The 17,634-nt window shown below is 59.2% G+C and carries 15 protein-coding genes and 1 pseudogene; 12 read left to right on the plus strand and 4 right to left on the minus strand.

Going from position 1 to position 17,634, the window contains the following annotated elements; translation table 11 throughout:
- Together FHX09_RS27385 and FHX09_RS27390 are read left to right on the plus strand one after the other, a co-directional pair.
- A partial coding sequence (locus tag FHX09_RS27385) for a DUF4082 domain-containing protein (protein ID WP_184450932.1) occupies window positions 1-345 on the plus strand: 345 nt, incomplete at its 5' end.
- Window positions 346-446: 101 nt separating this feature from the next.
- Window positions 447-1,631 carry a GTP-binding protein gene (locus FHX09_RS27390; protein WP_132589558.1) on the plus strand — a complete coding sequence of 395 codons (1,185 nt, stop codon included), beginning with the start codon at window positions 447-449 and terminating at the stop codon, window positions 1,629-1,631.
- Window positions 1,632-1,947: 316 nt separating this feature from the next.
- On the opposite strand, the gene FHX09_RS27395 is transcribed toward FHX09_RS27390, so the two are convergent.
- Entirely contained in the window at window positions 1,948-2,742 is a 795-nt protein-coding gene (locus FHX09_RS27395; protein WP_132589560.1) for a TIGR01458 family HAD-type hydrolase, read from the minus strand.
- 126 nt (window positions 2,743-2,868) lie between these two features.
- Between FHX09_RS27395 and FHX09_RS27400 the strand changes: the two genes are divergently transcribed.
- Window positions 2,869-3,795 carry a cation transporter gene (locus FHX09_RS27400; RefSeq protein ID WP_184450933.1) on the plus strand — a complete coding sequence of 309 codons (927 nt, stop codon included), beginning with the start codon at window positions 2,869-2,871 and terminating at the stop codon, window positions 3,793-3,795.
- A gap of 14 nt (window positions 3,796-3,809) precedes the next feature.
- Here FHX09_RS27400 and FHX09_RS27405 read toward each other — a convergent pair whose 3' ends face one another.
- The gene (locus FHX09_RS27405; protein ID WP_132589564.1) at window positions 3,810-4,247 is read right to left on the minus strand and encodes a VOC family protein; all 438 of its coding nucleotides are present in this window, start codon (window positions 4,245-4,247) and stop codon (window positions 3,810-3,812) included.
- 222 nt (window positions 4,248-4,469) lie between these two features.
- Here FHX09_RS27405 and FHX09_RS27410 point away from each other — a divergent pair, with 222 nt between their 5' ends.
- The 9 genes and pseudogenes from FHX09_RS27410 (at window position 4,470) to FHX09_RS27445 (ending at window position 14,793) form a co-directional block, all read left to right on the plus strand.
- On the plus strand, window positions 4,470-4,928 hold the full coding sequence (locus FHX09_RS27410; RefSeq protein WP_245505438.1) for a hypothetical protein: 459 nt from the start codon (window positions 4,470-4,472) through the stop codon (window positions 4,926-4,928).
- A gap of 471 nt (window positions 4,929-5,399) precedes the next feature.
- The gene (locus FHX09_RS27415) at window positions 5,400-6,788 is read left to right on the plus strand and encodes a diguanylate cyclase (protein ID WP_184450938.1); all 1,389 of its coding nucleotides are present in this window, start codon (window positions 5,400-5,402) and stop codon (window positions 6,786-6,788) included.
- Between the two features lie 206 nt (window positions 6,789-6,994).
- A pseudogene (locus FHX09_RS30180) lies at window positions 6,995-7,437 on the plus strand (N-acetyltransferase); the annotation flags it as partial.
- Between the two features lie 296 nt (window positions 7,438-7,733).
- Window positions 7,734-8,660 (plus strand): helix-turn-helix domain-containing protein, encoded by a 927-nt coding sequence (locus tag FHX09_RS27420; protein WP_132589568.1) that lies wholly within the window; start codon window positions 7,734-7,736, stop codon window positions 8,658-8,660.
- Between the two features lie 106 nt (window positions 8,661-8,766).
- Window positions 8,767-10,278, plus strand: coding sequence for an alpha-N-arabinofuranosidase (locus FHX09_RS27425; protein ID WP_184450940.1), 1,512 nt, complete (start codon window positions 8,767-8,769; stop codon window positions 10,276-10,278).
- Window positions 10,279-10,523: 245 nt separating this feature from the next.
- Complete coding sequence (gene ugpC / locus FHX09_RS27430; protein WP_132589572.1) at window positions 10,524-11,624, plus strand: sn-glycerol-3-phosphate ABC transporter ATP-binding protein UgpC; 1,101 nt, start codon at window positions 10,524-10,526, stop codon at window positions 11,622-11,624.
- Window positions 11,617-12,552 (plus strand): sugar ABC transporter permease, encoded by a 936-nt coding sequence (locus tag FHX09_RS27435; protein ID WP_132589574.1) that lies wholly within the window; start codon window positions 11,617-11,619, stop codon window positions 12,550-12,552. The genes ugpC and FHX09_RS27435 overlap by 8 nt, the downstream gene beginning before the upstream one ends.
- Window positions 12,549-13,400 carry a carbohydrate ABC transporter permease gene (locus FHX09_RS27440; RefSeq protein ID WP_132589576.1) on the plus strand — a complete coding sequence of 284 codons (852 nt, stop codon included), beginning with the start codon at window positions 12,549-12,551 and terminating at the stop codon, window positions 13,398-13,400. Before FHX09_RS27435 ends, FHX09_RS27440 begins: the two co-directional genes overlap by 4 nt.
- Before the next feature lie 67 nt (window positions 13,401-13,467).
- Window positions 13,468-14,793 (plus strand): extracellular solute-binding protein, encoded by a 1,326-nt coding sequence (locus FHX09_RS27445; protein ID WP_132589578.1) that lies wholly within the window; start codon window positions 13,468-13,470, stop codon window positions 14,791-14,793.
- 98 nt (window positions 14,794-14,891) lie between these two features.
- Here FHX09_RS27445 and FHX09_RS27450 read toward each other — a convergent pair whose 3' ends face one another.
- The gene (locus tag FHX09_RS27450; protein ID WP_132589580.1) at window positions 14,892-16,097 is read right to left on the minus strand and encodes an MFS transporter; all 1,206 of its coding nucleotides are present in this window, start codon (window positions 16,095-16,097) and stop codon (window positions 14,892-14,894) included.
- 92 nt (window positions 16,098-16,189) lie between these two features.
- Window positions 16,190-17,626, minus strand: coding sequence for a M81 family metallopeptidase (locus tag FHX09_RS27455; protein ID WP_184450942.1), 1,437 nt, complete (start codon window positions 17,624-17,626; stop codon window positions 16,190-16,192).
- Between the last annotated feature and the right edge of the window lie 8 nt (window positions 17,627-17,634).

Consider the following 17,634-nt stretch of genomic DNA (forward strand, 5'->3'; position numbering starts at 1 on the left):
GTCGACCTGTGGACCACCGCAGGCACCAAGCTCGCCACTGCCACCTTCACCAACACCTCGGCGAGCGGGTGGCAGACGGTGAACTTCGCGACCCCCGTCACGATCACCGCCAACACCACCTATGTCGCCTCCTACCACACGACCGGCGCCTATGTGGCGACCGATGGCTTTTTCACCAGCGGCGTCACCAGCGGTCCGCTGACGGCCCTGTCAAGTGCCGCCGCCGGTGGCAACGGCGTTTATGCCTACGGCGGGTCCGCCACCGCGGGTCTCTTCCCGACGAGCACCTTCGATTCAGCGAACTACTGGGCCGATGTGGTCTTCCGGCCGCAGCTCGCCGCATGAGGCATCGGACGAGATTACGGGTAGGCTCCGGACGCGAGTGATACAAAGCAGATTCTTGCGGTGGCAACGTCGTTCCGAAGGGCGACATTAAAGGGATGACGATGAACAGGACAGAAAGGCTACCGGTGACCGTGCTTGCCGGTTTTCTCGGGGCTGGCAAGACAGCGCTTCTCAGCCACGTGCTGGCCAATCGCGAGGGTCTGCGGGTTGCCGTCATTGTCAACGACATGAGTGAGGTGAATATAGACGCCAGTCTCATTCGAGATGGCGGCTGCAACCTGTCGCATACGACGGAGACATTGGTTGAGCTGAGCAATGGCTGCATATGCTGCACCCTGCGGAACGACCTCTTGACGGAAGTGCGGCGACTGGCCGAGGACGCGCGATACGACTATCTGTTGATCGAAGGGACTGGCATTGCGGAGCCACGCCCTATCGCGGCAACCTTTTCGTTCCGCGACGAGAACGGGGTTTCCCTCTCCGATTTTGCGAAACTTGACACGATGATCACCGTAGTCGACGCTGCGAGCCTTTTAGCCGACTACAGTAGCGCCGATCTCCTGCGTGACCGTGGCCTGGAGCGGGACAGTCAGGACCGGCGGACATTTGTTGATCTCTTGGTCGACCAGATCGAATTTGCCGATGTTGTGGTGATCAACAAGATTTCGGACACGACCGAGGAAATTCGCGCCGAGGTCCGCAAGGTGGTCGCTGCACTCAATCCGGATGCGCGCCAGGTGGAAACCGATTTCGGCAGGATTCCTCTTGCGAGCGTCCTCAACACCGGCCTCTTCGATGAGGCGAAAGCGGCTGCGCACCCGCTGTGGCACAAGGAGCTGTACAGCTCAGGCGCCCATGTTCCGGAGACAGAGGAATACGGGGTGTCGAGCTTTGTGTACCGCACAAGACGTCCCTTCGATCCGATGCGGTTTCGAGCATTCCTGGATGAGCCCTGGCCGGGCGTAATTCGCGCCAAGGGCCATTTCTGGCTTGCCACGCGCCCGCGTCATGTGGGGCTCATGTCGGCTGCCGGCGTGCAGCGGCGCTGCGAACCCATGGGGCTCTGGTGGGCGGCCGTTCCTTGGCAAGATTGGCCGAGCCATACGCAGTTTCATGAGCATCTGAAGAGCCAGTGGGACAGCGTCTGGGGCGATCGTCGCCAGGAGCTCGTGTTCATCGGTGTGGACATGGACGAGACAGGCGTCCGTGTCGCGTTGGACGGTTGTCTGGCCAGCGCCGATCCGCAGGACTGGTCCGCACTCGAAGATCCGTTTCCGGCCTGGTAGCGCGGGCAGCGCTGCTCGACATTGGCCTCGGCCTCGTCGATCTCGCAGTCTCTCCTGACCGGCACCGCGCAGCGTCGAACTGCTTGAGGACCTTGTAGCGAAGCACAGGCCGCCGGACCTGCCGTCTTCGACATGGGCCCCGAAGGCCGCGATGCGTCTTGGCCGCAAGGTTCTCGAGGAACAACACATTCATCGTCCCCTTCAGGCCGACATGTTGCTCGCCGATCTCTCCCCCGGCCACTGTGACGATCGGCACGCCTGCGACACCGGCCTCGTCGCGTGTCAAACCAGACAGCGCCGGCAGGCTGCGTTGATGTCAATCGCCCTTAGCAGACATTCCCAGGATGAGCTGGGTGGCCTCCTCGATACTTGCGACGATAGCCGTCGGTCGTGGTTCGACCTGCCTCTCGTCTCCGGCGCGGTATTTCCCCGTTCGAACCAGGATACCCGCGCCGATCCCCGCCCTAAGTGCTCCGGCAACATCGCTCTCGACGTCGTCCCCTACCATGGCGACATCGTGCGGGCGGCAGCCCATGCTTTCCACCGCTGCGGTGAAGAAATCTCGAGACGGCTTGCCAAACAGAATGGCTTTGGTGCCGGCGGCATATTCGAGCGCCTCGACGAAGGCGCCCGCGTCCAGGCTCAAAAGGCCGTCGTGATCCTTGAAAGCGCGATTGCGGGCCAGTGCCAGGAATGGCGCACCCTTCTGCAGCTTGCGGAAGGCCGCGTTCAGACTGTCATAGCCGAAGGCTTGTGCAGCATCACCGATGACGACAGCGCAGGGACCCGAGGTGCTGCACTCGGCGAAATCCTCTTCAAGGTCCGGATGAACCAGCAGATGCGGCGCGTATCCGTTCTTTTTCAGCCAAGCACAGGCAGCCGCAGCGGGGGCGAACAGTCTGTGCAGCTCAACCTCGATGCCATGAGATCGGAGATGTTGCGCAAGTTGGCGTTTGGATTGCCGCGTCGTATTGGTCACGAACCGGACAGGCAGGCCGGCCGATTCAAGGCTCACGATACACTGTGCTGCTCCCGGCAAAACCCTGTCGCCGTCGAGCAGCACGCCGGAAACGTCAAGAAGGACACCCTTGACCATAAGATAAGACTGCATGAGGGCGGCGCGTCGGTCAACGCACAACAAAGCAGGCGACGGGTCCGAATGGCTCCGGACGTCTTCACCATCGGTCCGGAAACGATAGAACGAATGCGGTGCCGTGCCATCGTGGGGGAAATGCGGATGTGGAGTGAGCAGGGTTTTTTACGCATTTCGATCGCTGCCACGGTTGTGGTTGCTGCGCTCGGTGTCGTCTTCGGCATATTGTCGGGCTCGTTTTCCATCGCCTTCGATGGCGTCTATTCGCTGGCGGACGCGGCAATGACGGGGCTCGCGCTGTGGGTTTCGAGCCTGATCGTCAAGTCGGCGCAGACCGATGCGCTCTCCGGCAGAATTCGCAACCGCTTCACCATGGGCTTCTGGCACCTGGAACCGATCGTCCTCATGCTCAACGGCTGCCTGCTCATGACGGTGGCAGTCTATGCGCTGATCAACGCGATCATCAGTATCCTCAACGGCGGTCACGAACTGCATTTCGGTGTCGCGATCGCCTATTGCGCGGCGACATTGCTCGTCTGTGTGGCCATGGCCGGAATGGGCATCAGGCTGAACCGCAGCCTGCAATCGAATTTCATATCGCTCGATATCACGGCCTGGATCATGTCCGGCGGGATCGCGCTCGCATTGCTGATTGCTTTTCTGGTCGGCCTTGCCGTCCAACCGACGCCCGCTGCCTGGGTCGCCAATTATGTCGATCCGGTCGTCCTGACGCTCGTCTGCCTGGTGATGATCCCGCTTCCGATCGGCACCGTCTGGAAGGCGCTGACGGAAATCCTGCTGATCGCGCCGGCCGATCTGAAGGACCATGTCGATGAGGTTGCATTGGAGACGGTTCGCCGCCTTGGTTTCCTCTCCTACCGCGCCTATGTCGCTCGCGTCGGCCGCGCGACGCAGATTGAGCGCTACTTCATCGTTCCAGAGGGCCTGCCGCCCAAGACGGTGGAGGAATGGGATGCGCTGCGCGACGAAATCGGTGCGGCAATCGGCGACGAGAGTGCCAATCGCTGGCTCACCATTGCCTTTACCGCCGATGTCGAATGGGCGGAATAGACGCCTTACTGCGCTCAGCAGAGTTCTTGGGCGAGTCCGATGAGAATCCCTTCAGGCCCACGGATGTAGCAGAGCCGATACGCGTCTTTATACTGGACCACTTCGCCTACGAGCTGCGCGCCGCGCGTGCGGAGCCGTTCAAGCGTCTCGTCGATGTCGTCCACTGCGAACATGACGCGGAGGTAGCCTAGGGCGTTAACCGGGGCTTTCCGGTGATCTGCGACGACAGGCGGCCTGATGAAGCGGGAAAGCTCGAGCCGGCTGTGGCCGTCCGGTGTGCGCATCATGGCAATCTCGACCTGCTGATCGCCCAGTCCCGTGACACGTCCGGCCCATTCTCCTTCGATCACGGCCCGTCCTTCGAGCTCGAGGCCAAGTTCGCGAAAGAAATCAATCGTCCCGCCGAGGTCTTCGACGACGATTCCGACATTGTCCATCCGCTTGAGGGCCATGTTTCCAATCTCCAAGGTGTCGTTTCAATCTGCAAGGTGTCGCCTCGTCTAACAAAGGACGTTTGAGGCAACCCAACACCGACAGCCATCTACGCCCAATTCGTTGTTTTCCACATCAGAAGCTTGAACCACGGGCCGCCTCAAATTTCCGCCCCGTTGTCAAACGGTCTCTAAGATCTGTCGGCTATCTGGTAAGCCGCGCTTGATGGTGATCAAGGGTAAATGTCTAGACGCAGCAACATCCAAACATGTCGCGTACGAAAACCGGTACCGTTTGGTACTTTTTTACTTGCTAGTAAGGCAGCGCGAAGTAGAGAGGTGCAAGTCGCCTATAACGAGGGTCGTATGGTCACCGCTATTTCGAATTCGTCGACATCGACAACGTTGCTTTCGACATCAGCTTCTTCATCTTCGTCGGACGATGCAGCGAGCATCAAGCAAGAGATCGCCAGCAAGAAGGCCGAACTTGCCAGCACGAAGGACCAGAACGAAGCGCAAGCACTGCAAGGCGACATTTCAACGCTTGAGGCAAAATTGGCCAAACTGGAGAAGTCTTCGAATACAGCCTCTGGCCAGCAGGGCGGCGGCCAGCCGCCAAGGCTCTCTGGTGAAGGTGACCGCATCGGAACCAAGAACTTTGATGACGACAGCGAATTCGGCGAGCGGGTTGCTTACGTCTGATTTCAACGCTCCCGCTCTAAAAGCAGAGCGCTTTGGTGACGAATTCGCCCCCGCCACCCTGCGCCTGACCGGCGGACAGATCGCCGGCTGCAGTGCGGTGCGAACGTGAAAACGTCCGCCAAAGCCGCTGGAAACCGGCAAAGGAATAGTTCCTTTCCCCAGACGATGACCGGGCCTCGGTTGCCTCTATCGGCATGGTGTGGAACACAGTCAGCCCCGCAACTGCGCCAACTCACTCGACTTCGATGGTATTTGGCGACCCCGAAGGAAAGGTGCACGGATTGCTCGCGCGCAATCTCAGTGAAAAATTGGCACGAGAAAGATTGAAACTGAGGCTCTTTCTTCACGACTTCTAAATTAAGCGCGTGCATAGGTCATCTGCAAATGGCGGGTGGTCACACAAGCCAAGAGCGCCGGGTTTTTGGATTGCGCGGCGACCTTCCGCGCAAGAAACGCTGTTCGTTGAGAAAAATGCCCAGACAAATCGATGCCACCCGGCAATTCTTCTTCAGGGTCATTCTGCCACTTGTGCTGCTGACCGCACTGCTGCTCGTTGGTTCGGCTGGCGGTTTGATCTGGCTCGCAAACTTTCAGACGAAGACCGCGATCAGTGAACAGGCACGATTGGCGCGTGCCGCAATTGACGTTCACGGCAAAGCCCTTGCCAAGGGAGCGTCAGATTATGGCCATTGGGATGAAGCCGTCGTTGCAATCGTCGATAACTTCGATTTTCCCTGGATCGACGGCAATATCGGCCACGCCGGCGAGGATAGCTACGGCTTAGCAATGTCGTTCGTGCTGGATCCAGAAAATCGCACCGTTTACTCTTATGTCGATAAAAAAGGCGGGGCGGTGGATGCCCGGTCTCTGTTATCGAACGGCTTCAACGAGATTGTTGCGCGCACTCGTGGCGGCGATCGCGTCAGCGCGACGTTTGGCCTGGTCAGCGCCGGAAATGAACTCGCTATGGTGGCGGTAGCGCCCCTGCGTCCTTTCGTTGACAAGACACGGCCTCAGGATACGGGCTATCTGGTTGTGTTTGTGGACGTCTTGACCGCAGCCCGCCTGGCCGACCTTGGAAATACCTATCTGCTGCCCAATCTGAGACTTGCCGATATTGATGACGAGAGTGTAGACCCTCGTGCGCGAATCCGCTTTTCCGACGAGATAAAGGCGACGGCCCGCTATCTGGCCTGGGATCCTGCGCGTCCCGGTGATGCGCTCTTGCGAACGGCCGGACCGATTCTTGTCATCACCTTATGCGCCTTCGTGGCTCTGTCGGTATTCGTACTTCGCTATTCGGGAGAGGCGGCACGGCTGATCCGCAGCAGCGAGGCGCGCGCCATGCGCGACGCACTTACGGGCTTGCCCAATCGCGTGCTGCTGCTTGATCGCCTGGATCGCCTCATTGGCCATCTGAAAAGCCGCCAGCCGGGCGTAGCCCTCATGTATCTTGATCTGGATGGCTTCAAAGCGGTCAATGACGGGCACGGCCATGCGGCCGGCGATGAGCTTCTCTGTCAGGTCGCGGAGCGGTTGCGATCGCTCCTTCGCGAGCAGGATACGGCGGCCCGCCTCGGGGGCGATGAATTTGTGGTGGTGATGCCGGGGCTGACAAACCGTGACGAGTTGCGGACACGTGCAAGCAGGATCATCGAGACTTTGCGATCCCCCTACAGGGTGACGGACACTGTCGTCGAAATCGGTGTCAGCATCGGTATCGCAGTCTCGCCCACCGACGGACGAGAAGGCGCCGATTTGTTACAGAAGGCCGATCAGGCGCTCTACCTGGCCAAATCCAGTGGCAAGGGAACAGCAAGATTCCACTCGGATAAGGCCCTTCAGGTGGTCGGCGGCTAGCGCATTTTGTGTAGGAAGTCGTCATGGAGCAGGTGCTGGTTCGCATGAGCCCTGAAGGATTCGCCGAATTTATGGAAGTCCTATCTCGTAAGGCAGCCCCAGGTCCCGAGATGGTGGAGCTTGCCAGGCGGCCCGCGCCTTTGGAACCTGGCTACGTGGCGAAGCGGTAAGACGTCTCGCCATCGGCTCGCGCGCTTACCACCACGCATGACGTTTCTAACTTCTCCTGCGGAAAACCCACGCTCGATCGCTGGTTGAAGACGCGCGCGCTCACCAATCAGCAAAAGGGCTTCACGGCCGTTCTCGTAGTCCACGAAGCCGGCCTGGTGGTCGGATGTTGTGGCCTTGCCCCTACAGCTGTGGTTGCCTCTATCTTGCCGCGCTCAATTCGCACGGGCCAACCACCCGATCCGGTTCCCTGCCTGCTTCTCGGTCAACTCGCTGCCGTCACGGCATGGGCGGGGTGCGGCATTGGCGCGGGTCTGGTCAAGCACGCCCTCCAGCGTTCGGGCCTTGATGGTCAACGCCATCGACGACGAAGCCGCTGAAATTTTGGCGGCGGCGAGGTTTCACACCTTCGAAGGATGATTGGTTCGTGCTCTTCCGCTCCATCGCAGACATCGCCGCATCGCTCGGAGACTTCGGCTAACCGTTCAATGGCGGCCCCGTCCTGATCCGTGTGACTTGCCTCCGCAGCGCACGCGCCCGTAACCTCGCCTCATACGGCAGCGCGCAGCAAGGCGCTTTGCGTATTCAAGCCGCTTCATGTCCCAGGCCGACGCAAGACAGCCCAGGCAGATAGAGTTGCCTGGAGGCCCGCCCTGATGCGTTTTCCTGCAGAACACGCCTGTGGTCGCTTCTGATCAATCAATCGCGATCGTCCAATTGATAACATCACATTTTCTGATATAAAACAACGATTGTGTTGTCGTAGATCGGAGTCCCATGAGCCGCAACTTTCTTGTCGTCGAGCCAGAAGAGGGGATGCCTATCCTCAAAGGGCTCGCATCTCCGGCTCGCATCGCCGTATTGAAGCTCCTGCACGAGAGGGGGGCGATGAACGTCAACGAAATTGCTGATATACTTGACCTGCCGCAGTCCAGCGTATCGACCAACGTGCAGATGCTCGAAGAGGCCGGGCTGATCCAGACGGAAACCCAGAAGGCACGCAAGGGCAACCAGAAGGTCTGCCGTAGCGTTTACGATGAGATTCTCGTCGTCTTCAAGAACGAAATCAAGGAAACCAAACCGGACGCGATCGAGGTGTCGATGCCGCTTGGGCTCTATACGAGCTTCGAAGTGACGGCGCCTTGCGGGCTCTGTTCAGCCGATGGCATCATCGGGCTACTCGACGTTCCCAATACATTCCTCGATCCGGACCGGATGAAAGCCGGGCTCATTTGGTTCACGCGAGGCTACGTCGAGTATCAGTTTCCCAACAACGCGCGACTGACGAATACCAGCATCCGCGAGATTGAGTTCGTGATGGAACTGAGTTCCGAGGTTCCTGGCACCAGCGCCGACTGGCCCTCCGACATCACCCTCGCGGTCAACGGTACCGATATCGGAACCTGGACGTCTCCGGGTGATTTTGGCGACAAACGTGGGGTTTTCACGCCCGACTGGTGGAAGCTGAAGGGTTCGCAGTACGGCAAACTGAAGAACTTCCGCATCAATGACGATGGCGCTTTCGTCGATGGATTGCGCATTTCCGATGTAACCCTTGCCGATCTGAAGCTGGACGAACACCATTCAGTCCGTCTGCGCATCGGTGTGCGCGACGACGCCAAGCATCCCGGTGGCATCAACATCTTTGGCCGCGGCTTCGGCAACTACGATCAGGACATTCTGCTGCGCCTGAAGACTCGATGAGTCTATCCGATTTTCTGAATTTTACGCTTGACCGCGCCTCGGGGTTCCGCTTTATTGATCTCAAATTGTGATATAAATCACAAAAGACGATACAGTGGAGGACACCATGAGGGCTGCGGTTACAGCGCACAGTAAATACACGATCTCTGACATCGATCCGCGCCTTTATGGCTCATTCATCGAGCACCTCGGTCGTGCCGTTTATACCGGCATCTACGAGCCTGATCATGCGACTGCTGACGAAAGCGGCATGCGCAAGGATGTCATCGAGCTCGTCAAGGAACTGAATGTTCCGATCGTGCGCTACCCCGGTGGCAATTTCGTGTCTGCCTACAATTGGGAAGACGGCATTGGCCCCAAGGAAAGCCGCCCGACGCGCCTCGATCTTGCTTGGCACACCTGCGAGAGCAATCAGGTCGGCATCCACGAGTTTGCCGATTGGTGCACGTCGGCCAACACCGAGATGATGCTTGCCGTCAACCTCGGCTCGCGCGGCCTCGATGAGGCGCGCAACTTCCTCGAATACGTCAATCATTCCGGCGGCAGCGAGTGGAGCGACAAGCGCATTGCCAATGGCCGCAGCCAGCCCTGGGACGTCAAACTCTGGTGCCTCGGCAACGAGATGGACGGCCCTTGGCAGATCGGCCACAAGACGGCGGACGAGTATGGCCGGCTAGCGCATGAGACTGCCAAGGCCATGCGCGCCTTCGACAACTCGCTCGAACTCGTCGTCTGCGGGTCGTCGAACGCACATATGCCGACCTATCCGGAATGGGAAGCAACCGTGCTCGACCACACCTACAATGAGGTCGACTACATCTCGCTGCATATGTATTTCGAAAACCGTGCCAAAAACACGGCCAACTATCTCGCTCGTAGTATCGAGCTCGACAATTACATCGGAACGGTCGCAGGCGTAATCGACTACGTCAAGGCGAAGAAGCGCTCCTCCAAGAACGTATACATCTCGTTCGACGAATGGAATGTCTGGTACCACTCTAAGGAGCGCGACAAGGCAACGCTTGCCGGCGCAAATGGTTGGCCGCATGCGCCGGCCCTCCTGGAGGATGACTATAACTTCGAGGACGTGCTGCAGGTCGGCTGCATTCTCAACACCTTCATCAACCGTGCGGATGTCGTCAAGATTGCCTGCTTGGCGCAGCTCATCAACGTAATCGCTCCGATCATGACGATCCCGGGTGGTCCGGCATGGCGCCAGACGATCTTCTATCCGTACTATTTCGCCTCCGTCTACGGACGCGGGACGGCACTGAAGCTGATGGTCGACAGCCCGACCTACAAGGTCGACGATCTAGGCGATGTTCCCTATCTCGACGTCTCAGCCGTGCATGATGCGGACAAGAAGACGGTGACCTTCTTCATCGTCAACCGCCATGGCACGGAGACGCTCGATCTCGACGCCAGCCTGCTCGAATTCGGTATGCTGCGGGTGATCGACGACCAGGTCGTCGCGCATAGCGATCTCAACATCACCAACACCGCCGATAAGCCCGACAATGTCGTGCCGAGGGCCGTGACCGGTTCAAGCATCGTCGACGGCAAGCTCAGCGCAAAGATCGCGCCGCTCTCCTACCGGATGATCCGCCTGCAAGTGTAATCTAAATCCTGTTTTCGGATACGTATCAAACGATATGTTGACAAAGCAATTGTATGATTTAACGTCAGCACACCGGTCTTGACGTGCCACTGGGAGGAAAAGATGGGAGCGAGCGCTTCTGTTTTGGCACTATCACTGACTGAGGGAGGTCCGTTTGTCATAGCGGACGCTCTTTCGGTGGAAGCATGCCATCTGCGTGTTCATATCGGTATTTCGGGTTCCGCCTGCAATTCAGGAGCAGTCGGATGACCGCCAATATTGAAATCCAGAATGTCACCAAGCGCTATGGCTCGATGACCGTCTTGGACGGCTTGTCGTTGTCAATCAAGGCGAACGAATTCCTGGTTTTCCTTGGCCCTTCCGGGTGCGGCAAGTCTACGCTTCTTCGCATGATCGCGGGCCTTGAAAGTGTGGATGGCGGGACGATCTCAATCAATGGCGAGCGCATCGATACACTGCCGCCCGGCCAGCGCGACATCGCCATGGTGTTCCAGTCCTATGCACTCTATCCGCATATGACGGTGGCCGACAACATGGCCTTCGGATTGCGCAACATCAACGTTTCGGCCGATGTGATCTCCGCGCGCATTGCAGAGGCGGCTCGCATGCTCGAGATCGGCCACCTCTTGGAGCGCAAGCCGGGCCAACTTTCCGGCGGTCAGCGTCAGCGTGTCGCCATTGGCCGCGCGATCGTCAAGGAACCAAAGGCCTTCCTCTTCGACGAGCCGCTATCGAACCTCGATGCGGCGCTGCGCGTTCGCACCCGCGTCGAGCTTGCACAGCTGCGCCATCGGGTCAGATCGACAATGATCTTTGTCACGCACGACCAGATCGAGGCCATGACGCTGGCCGATCGCATCGTCGTGATGAACAATCGGAAGATCGAGCAGATCGGCACGCCGATGGAGATCTATTCACGCCCGGCAAGTCGTTTCGTCGCCACCTTTGTCGGGTCGCCGACCATGAACTTCCTGTCCGTCGGCCTCTCGGAAGAAAATGGTTTCCTGCGTGCCAAACTTCCGGATGGCACGCAATTGCAGACGGCGATCCGTGCAGGTGGGGTCAAGGCCGGCGAACATTCGCTCGGCATCCGTGCCGAGGCCGTCAAGCTCGCCAATGGCGTCGCAGCAACGACGACGGGGAAGGTGGATGTATTGGAACGCCTCGGCGACCGGACGCTTCTCTATACCCGTCTCAAGGATGGCAGCGCAGTCGTTGCCGAGGACATCGGCAACAGTCGCGTCATGATCGGCGACGAGGTGGCACTGGTGCTCGATGGAAGTCGCGCGCATCTCTTTGATGATGCCGGTCACGCCTGGCACAATGAGGAGGCCGGTCATGGCTGAGGCGGCACTTTCCTCCGCCCGGTCTGCCGCTGGCATCACTGCCCGGCAGAAAGTGCAGAACATCAATGCGCCACTCTGGCGAAACGCACTCTTCGTGGCGCCCTACCTCTTCTTTTTCGTGACCTTGCTTGTCGTGCCGCTGTTCTGGGGCATCTGGCTCAGCCTTCACAAGGCTGACGCCTTCGGCGTCGGCCGCTTCGTCGGGGTCGATAATTACATCCGGCTCTTCAGAGACAGGGTCTTCATCCAGGCCGTCGGCAATACCTTCTACTTCGTGCTTCTGACAGTGCCGACGCTTGCTATCTTGGGTCTGCTTTTGGCGCTCGCCCTGAACCGAAAGACGAAAATGGCAGCCGCGCTGCGCGTCGTCTATTTCTCGTCCTCCGTCCTGTCCGTGACAATCGTCACGCTGATATGGCGTATCGTCTTTATCGGCAACTTCGGCCTGCTTGCCACCATCTACGGTTGGTTCGGCGTGCCAGCGCCGGCCTTTTTGTCCGACCCGAACCTCGCCATGATCGGCATAGCGATTGCCACTGTCTGGTGGTGCATCGGCCTGCCAATGATGCTCTTTCTCTCGGCACTGCAGCAGGTGCCGGCAGAAATCTATGAAGCAGCGGCCCTCGACAATGCCAGCCGCTGGCGAACGCTCTGGTACATCACGCTCCCTTCGATCCGGCGGACTTTCGTGCTCGTGCTGATCATCCAGGTCGTGCTGCAGTTCCAGCTCTTTGGCCAGGCAAAGCTGATGACGCTCGGTGGCCCGAACAACGTGTCGAAGCCTATCGTGCTTTACATCTACGAAGCTGCGTTCAGGCAGTGGGACCTCGGTCTCGGTGCCGCCGCCTCTGAAATCCTCTTCATACTGATCCTGATTGCTGCGATGGCGCAGTACTTCATCTCGCGACGCAAAGGAGAAGAAGGATGAGCGCTTTATCCGGTGGAAACATGGTCGGCCGCTCGAGCGGTGATCGCGTGGTTCTTCTCCTGGCACTTGTCTGCGCACTGATCATGATGGCGCCGGTGCTGTGGGTGATCGGACTATCCCTCAAGGACAACAAGGAGCTGATGGCGGACATGAACTCCGTCTTCCATGCGCCTTACACGATCAACAACTATATCAATATCCTGGCAACATCGTCGGTATTCCGCTGGATATTGAACAGCATCATCGTTGCCGGCGGCTTGACGATCTTCACGCTTTGCCTCTCGTCGCTTGCAGGCTACGGCTTCGCACGTCTGAACTTTCCGTTCCGTAACACGCTCTTCATCATCGTGTTGCTCGGACTTGCGATCCCTGAGCAGGCGGTGCTCATCGCTCGTCATCAGATTTTCTCCTGGCTGAAGTTTCACAACACCTATCACGGTCTGATCCTGCCAGGATTGTCGGCACCCTTCGGCGTGTTCCTGATGACGCAGTATTTCAGGGCCATCCCGAAGGAACTCGACGAGGCAGCACTGCTGGACAATGCCAGCCGTTTCAAGATCTTCTGGAAGGTGCTGCTGCCGTTGACGGTTCCCGCGCAGGCGACGCTCGGCATCTTCACCTTCCTTGGTGCCTGGAACGATTATCTCTGGCCGCTGATCTCCGGCACCAGGAAGGAAATGTATACTCTGACGATCGGTATCGCCTCGACGCAGACCAATTTTGCGCAGTCGGAAGGTCTCGGCTTTCTGATGTCGCAAGCGGTCTTCGCCGGCGCCCCGATCCTCGTTCTCTACCTGTTCTTCCAGAAATACATCGTCACGGCAGTGTCTGGCGCCGCCGTGCGCTGACGTCGAAACCGGCTCCCGGGGAGGGGGCCTAGCCAAGGGTCGCAGATCCAATGAGGAGGAGATGGAAATGACACATACTTTGAGAAAATACATGCTGGCGGCGGCCTCGGTGATCGCGCTTGCCGGCGCAAGTCCGGCCTTTGCCACCACCGAACTGACGGTGCAGCGCTTCTTCGGGGCTTGCGACGCCGATTTCGGTACCAACACCGACGTCAGCAAGGCCGTTGGCGAATGCGGCATCATCACCTCGCTCATCAACAAGTTCAACGCGGACAATCCGGATGTGCATGTGACGGTGACGACCGTCGAATGGCCAGGCTACGATCAGCTAACCGCACAGTTCGCCGCCGGCGATCCGCCTGACATTGTCACCATCCACCAATCGGTGCTCGCCGATTATCAGGCCAAGGGCCTGCTGATGCCGCTCGACGAGGTGCTGAAGTCCGTCGGTGTTGCGGCCACTGACTTTACCGACGCCAGCTTGAATGGCGTGACCAAGGACGGAAAGATCTACGGTCTGCCGATCGACAACTGGACCATGCTGTATCACATCAACATGGACCTCTTCAAAAAGGCCGATCTCGTCAATGCCGACGGCACGCCGAAGCTGCCGACGAGCGTCGACGAGCTCTTGGCTCAGGCTAAGCAATTCAAGGAAAAGACCGGCAAGCCTTACTTCGTCCAGAATCTCGCCAATGAAGTCGCGCTTTATACGCGCAACCTCTACACTTACCTGTTCCAGCAGAATTCAGACTTCTTTGCCGATCCGAAGCAGGTCAAGATCAATACGCCCGAGGCCAGGAAGGTCCTTGAGATGTACAAGGCGGTCTACGACAACGGCTACACGACCAAGGATCTGGACTACGCCGCTGGCATCAACGCCTTCCTCGCAGGCGAAGGCGGTGTTCACCTGAACGGGACCTGGGTCATCGGTGACTACACGGCATCATCGGAAAAGTCCGGCACAGCGCTCAACGCCGGCGGCTATGCCGTCTATCCCTATCCGCAGCTCTTCCCGGGCAAGAAGGCGCAATACGCCGACGGCCACAGCTGGGCCGTCTCGCAAAAGGACCGATCCGAGGAACAGACCGCTGCCATCGGGAAGTTCTTGAAGTTCTTCCATGACAACGATTTCGACTGGTCACGCACCGGCCATTTGCCGGCCGTCAAGGCGGTGTTGAATTCTGATCAGTTCAAGGCCCTACCGCATCGCGACACGATTTCGGCGATCGCCACGCTCGGCACGCCGCTTCCGTCCACCGTCCAGCGCCAGTTCGCGATCCAGGACATCATCGGCCAGGAAATGAGCGCAGCGATCACCGGTCAGAAGGAGATCGACGCAGCCCTCTCCGACATGGAACAGCGCATCAACGAGCTGCTCGCCAACATCTGAGGCTCATACTCTCTCCCGAGCCTGAGAGCAGATGCCCGCCGCCGGTCTCGCGGCGGGCATTTTCGGTGACGTGGCTGACGGTTAAAACATTGATCGTCTCAGCGCCGTCGTTTGGTTCCATCGAAGAAGAGCAGCAGAAAAAGGCCCGAGAGGCCGGCCACAGCACCGATGATTGCCGTTCCGGAATAGCCGCCGCCGAGGCCGGTGCCGATCGCAAAGAGGAGCGCGCTCAGCCCCGCGCTCAGGAAAATGTTGACGGATATCAGCGCACTGCCGAGACCCGGCCGCTCAGCAATCAGATCCTGCAGATAGGTGATCGGGATGCTGATGAGCGCCGCGGCGCCGATTCCACTGACGAGCGTCAACGCATAAGCATGCCATGGCGCGGACGCAAGGCCGAGCAGTACGAGGTAGACGACGTAGATGATCGTACCGATCGCCAGGGCCGTGACGGGGTTCATGATCCGTTGGGCACGGCCCCAGACGACGATAAAGACGACTTCGAGGAAGGCGACGATGCCGACCATGATCCCGACATCGCCAACGGTCCCATGCGCGGCTCCGGTAACGATCAGCGGCAGGATGGCGCCGTTAACATGAAGAGTGCTGCTGATCAGCGACACCGCGATCACACGAATGAAGACACGTGGCGAGATGACTTCTGCAAGCGCAGCAAGATAGGAAAGATGGTGTGTGGCCGCCTTGTCCGTGCCGTTCTGGCGCGGCAGGAAGGCTGCGATCAGGCCAAGACACACCATGCAGGCGAGGCTCGCAAAGAGATAGGCCGGCAGCATGCTTGTCGATCGCGACAGAAATATTCCGACAAGGCCCGGCACAAGTACCCAGGAGAGCGAGATCATCGCCCGCACACCTGAGTTCACCGTTGCCACGTCGCCGCGTGGCATCCCGTTGGTAGTGGCGCGTACATTGGCGAAGAGCAGGGAATTGAGTGCGTTGTAGATCGGCAGCAGCAACAAGGCACTGACGACGAACGTTGCCTGCGCGGGAAAGAGGTAGACCGCGCCGTAACCGAAGATACCAAAGACGGCGACCGTCACCATCAGCGACCGATACTCGCCAAGTCGGTCCGCGAGATTGCCAAGGAGAATGCTCACGGTGACGTTGACGGCTGCGGCGGCAAATATCAGCGCCGAGTAGAGGGTGTTGCTCAGACCCAATTCGCGAATGCCAATAACCGATTGGTACGGCGAGGTTGCCGCTCCGGCAAAGCCAAACGCAAAGATAGCAAGCATGCTGACCCGGATCGTCGGGTCGCGGAAAACATCGGGGAGGAGACGGCTCATGACATGTATCGTGCGGCGACAGGTCACCGGGTATTGCGGATGAAGGCGCCTTGGCAGCTTTGGCGTGAGGCCGAAGCCTGCTAAGCGATGGATCAGTCTTGCCAGCGCGCCGAAAGGCGCACATGTGGTTCGTATTCGAAGTTACGATCGAACGGGAAGATCGGTCGAGCGCGTCGGTTACTGACCAAGCCTTCGATGTCCTGGTTCACGACGCCCCCGGTCAATGCCATCAGGTTCGGATTGGCGATCGGCGCCAGTTCCGGGGAAAGATAACCGGACTTGACCACAAGCACCCGCACTGACTTCGGATCGAGCCCGAGCCGCTCGAAATCCGCTATATTGTGATAAGGACGCCGCCGTGCCGCGAGCACCACGGTCATGCCCGCAGTGCTTATGACCGCCTGACGCTCGGCGGCCGGGCCCGGGTCATCGAGGAAAAGGACTTCCGCTTCGATCTTGACAGGCGAGCTCGACACGTCGAGGGCTGCGCCGATGCGGAGTCCGATCCTTGCACCCTTGCCGGCTGCAAAGCATGCCGCGACGGCCGGTGGATCGGTGATACCGGCAACCAGCGCTCCTTCAAGTCCACGTGCCAGCAGTGCTCTCAGCACGTCGGCCCGGTCGCCAACGCCGCCACCTGTCGGGTTGTCACCGGAATCTGCCAGGATGACAGGTGCTGTCGAGGCGTTCACCACAATGTCGAGCATGGCGTCGAGCGGACCGGTAACAGGACCAAAGACAAAGTGGTCGCGCGCATTCCAATAGGATAGTGCGATCTCTTCTGCGGCTGTGACGGCCGCTTGCTTGTCCGTCGCTGTGACGACTGCGCAGGCGGTCGCCCGAGGTTCATCCGCCCACACATAGCCGATCATCAAATTGGCATCGAGGATGCCCTCGCGCTGATCGATTGCAGACAGTGCTTTGTACAGGCGCCTTGCGGGCTCGTCTTCGCTCGACGTTCGCTCGCCCGGCCAGAGAACCGGCACCGGAGCCCAGGCCACCCCTGGCCGCGTGCCCGATCTTAAGGTATCCACCAGCAGCGACCATGCACGCACCATCGTTTCGCGCACATCGATGTGCGGCGCGGTCCGGTAGGCCGCGAATATGTCGAGCTGGTCGACGATCCTCTGGCTGACATTGCCGTGCAAATCATAACTCGCTGCGATCACGCAATCAGGACCGACGACAGAGCGGGCAGCGGCAATCCAGTCACCCTCAGCGTCGTCCATTGCCTCGACATTCATCGCGCCGTGCATCGCAAGGTAGAGGCCTTCGAGCGGCAAGGCAGCTTTCAGCCGGTCAAGAAACTCGGTTTTGAATGCCGCGTACGCCACCCTGGAGATCGGCCCCCCGGGCACTGCGCGCGCATGCAAGAGCGGTAGGTGCTCAACCCCATCGGCTTTCAAAAACCCGAAGTAGTCCGAAGCCAGGAGATCCCCGCCGCGCAGAACGCGAAAGTCCTCGACTGTCATCAGCACCGGCGAATAGGTGCTGCATTCCGTGTGAATTCCGCCCACTGCAATCCGCATTCTCGGCC

It is taken from the genome of Rhizobium sp. BK538 (assembly GCF_014197575.1).
Taxonomy (GTDB): Bacteria; Pseudomonadota; Alphaproteobacteria; order Rhizobiales; family Rhizobiaceae; genus Rhizobium.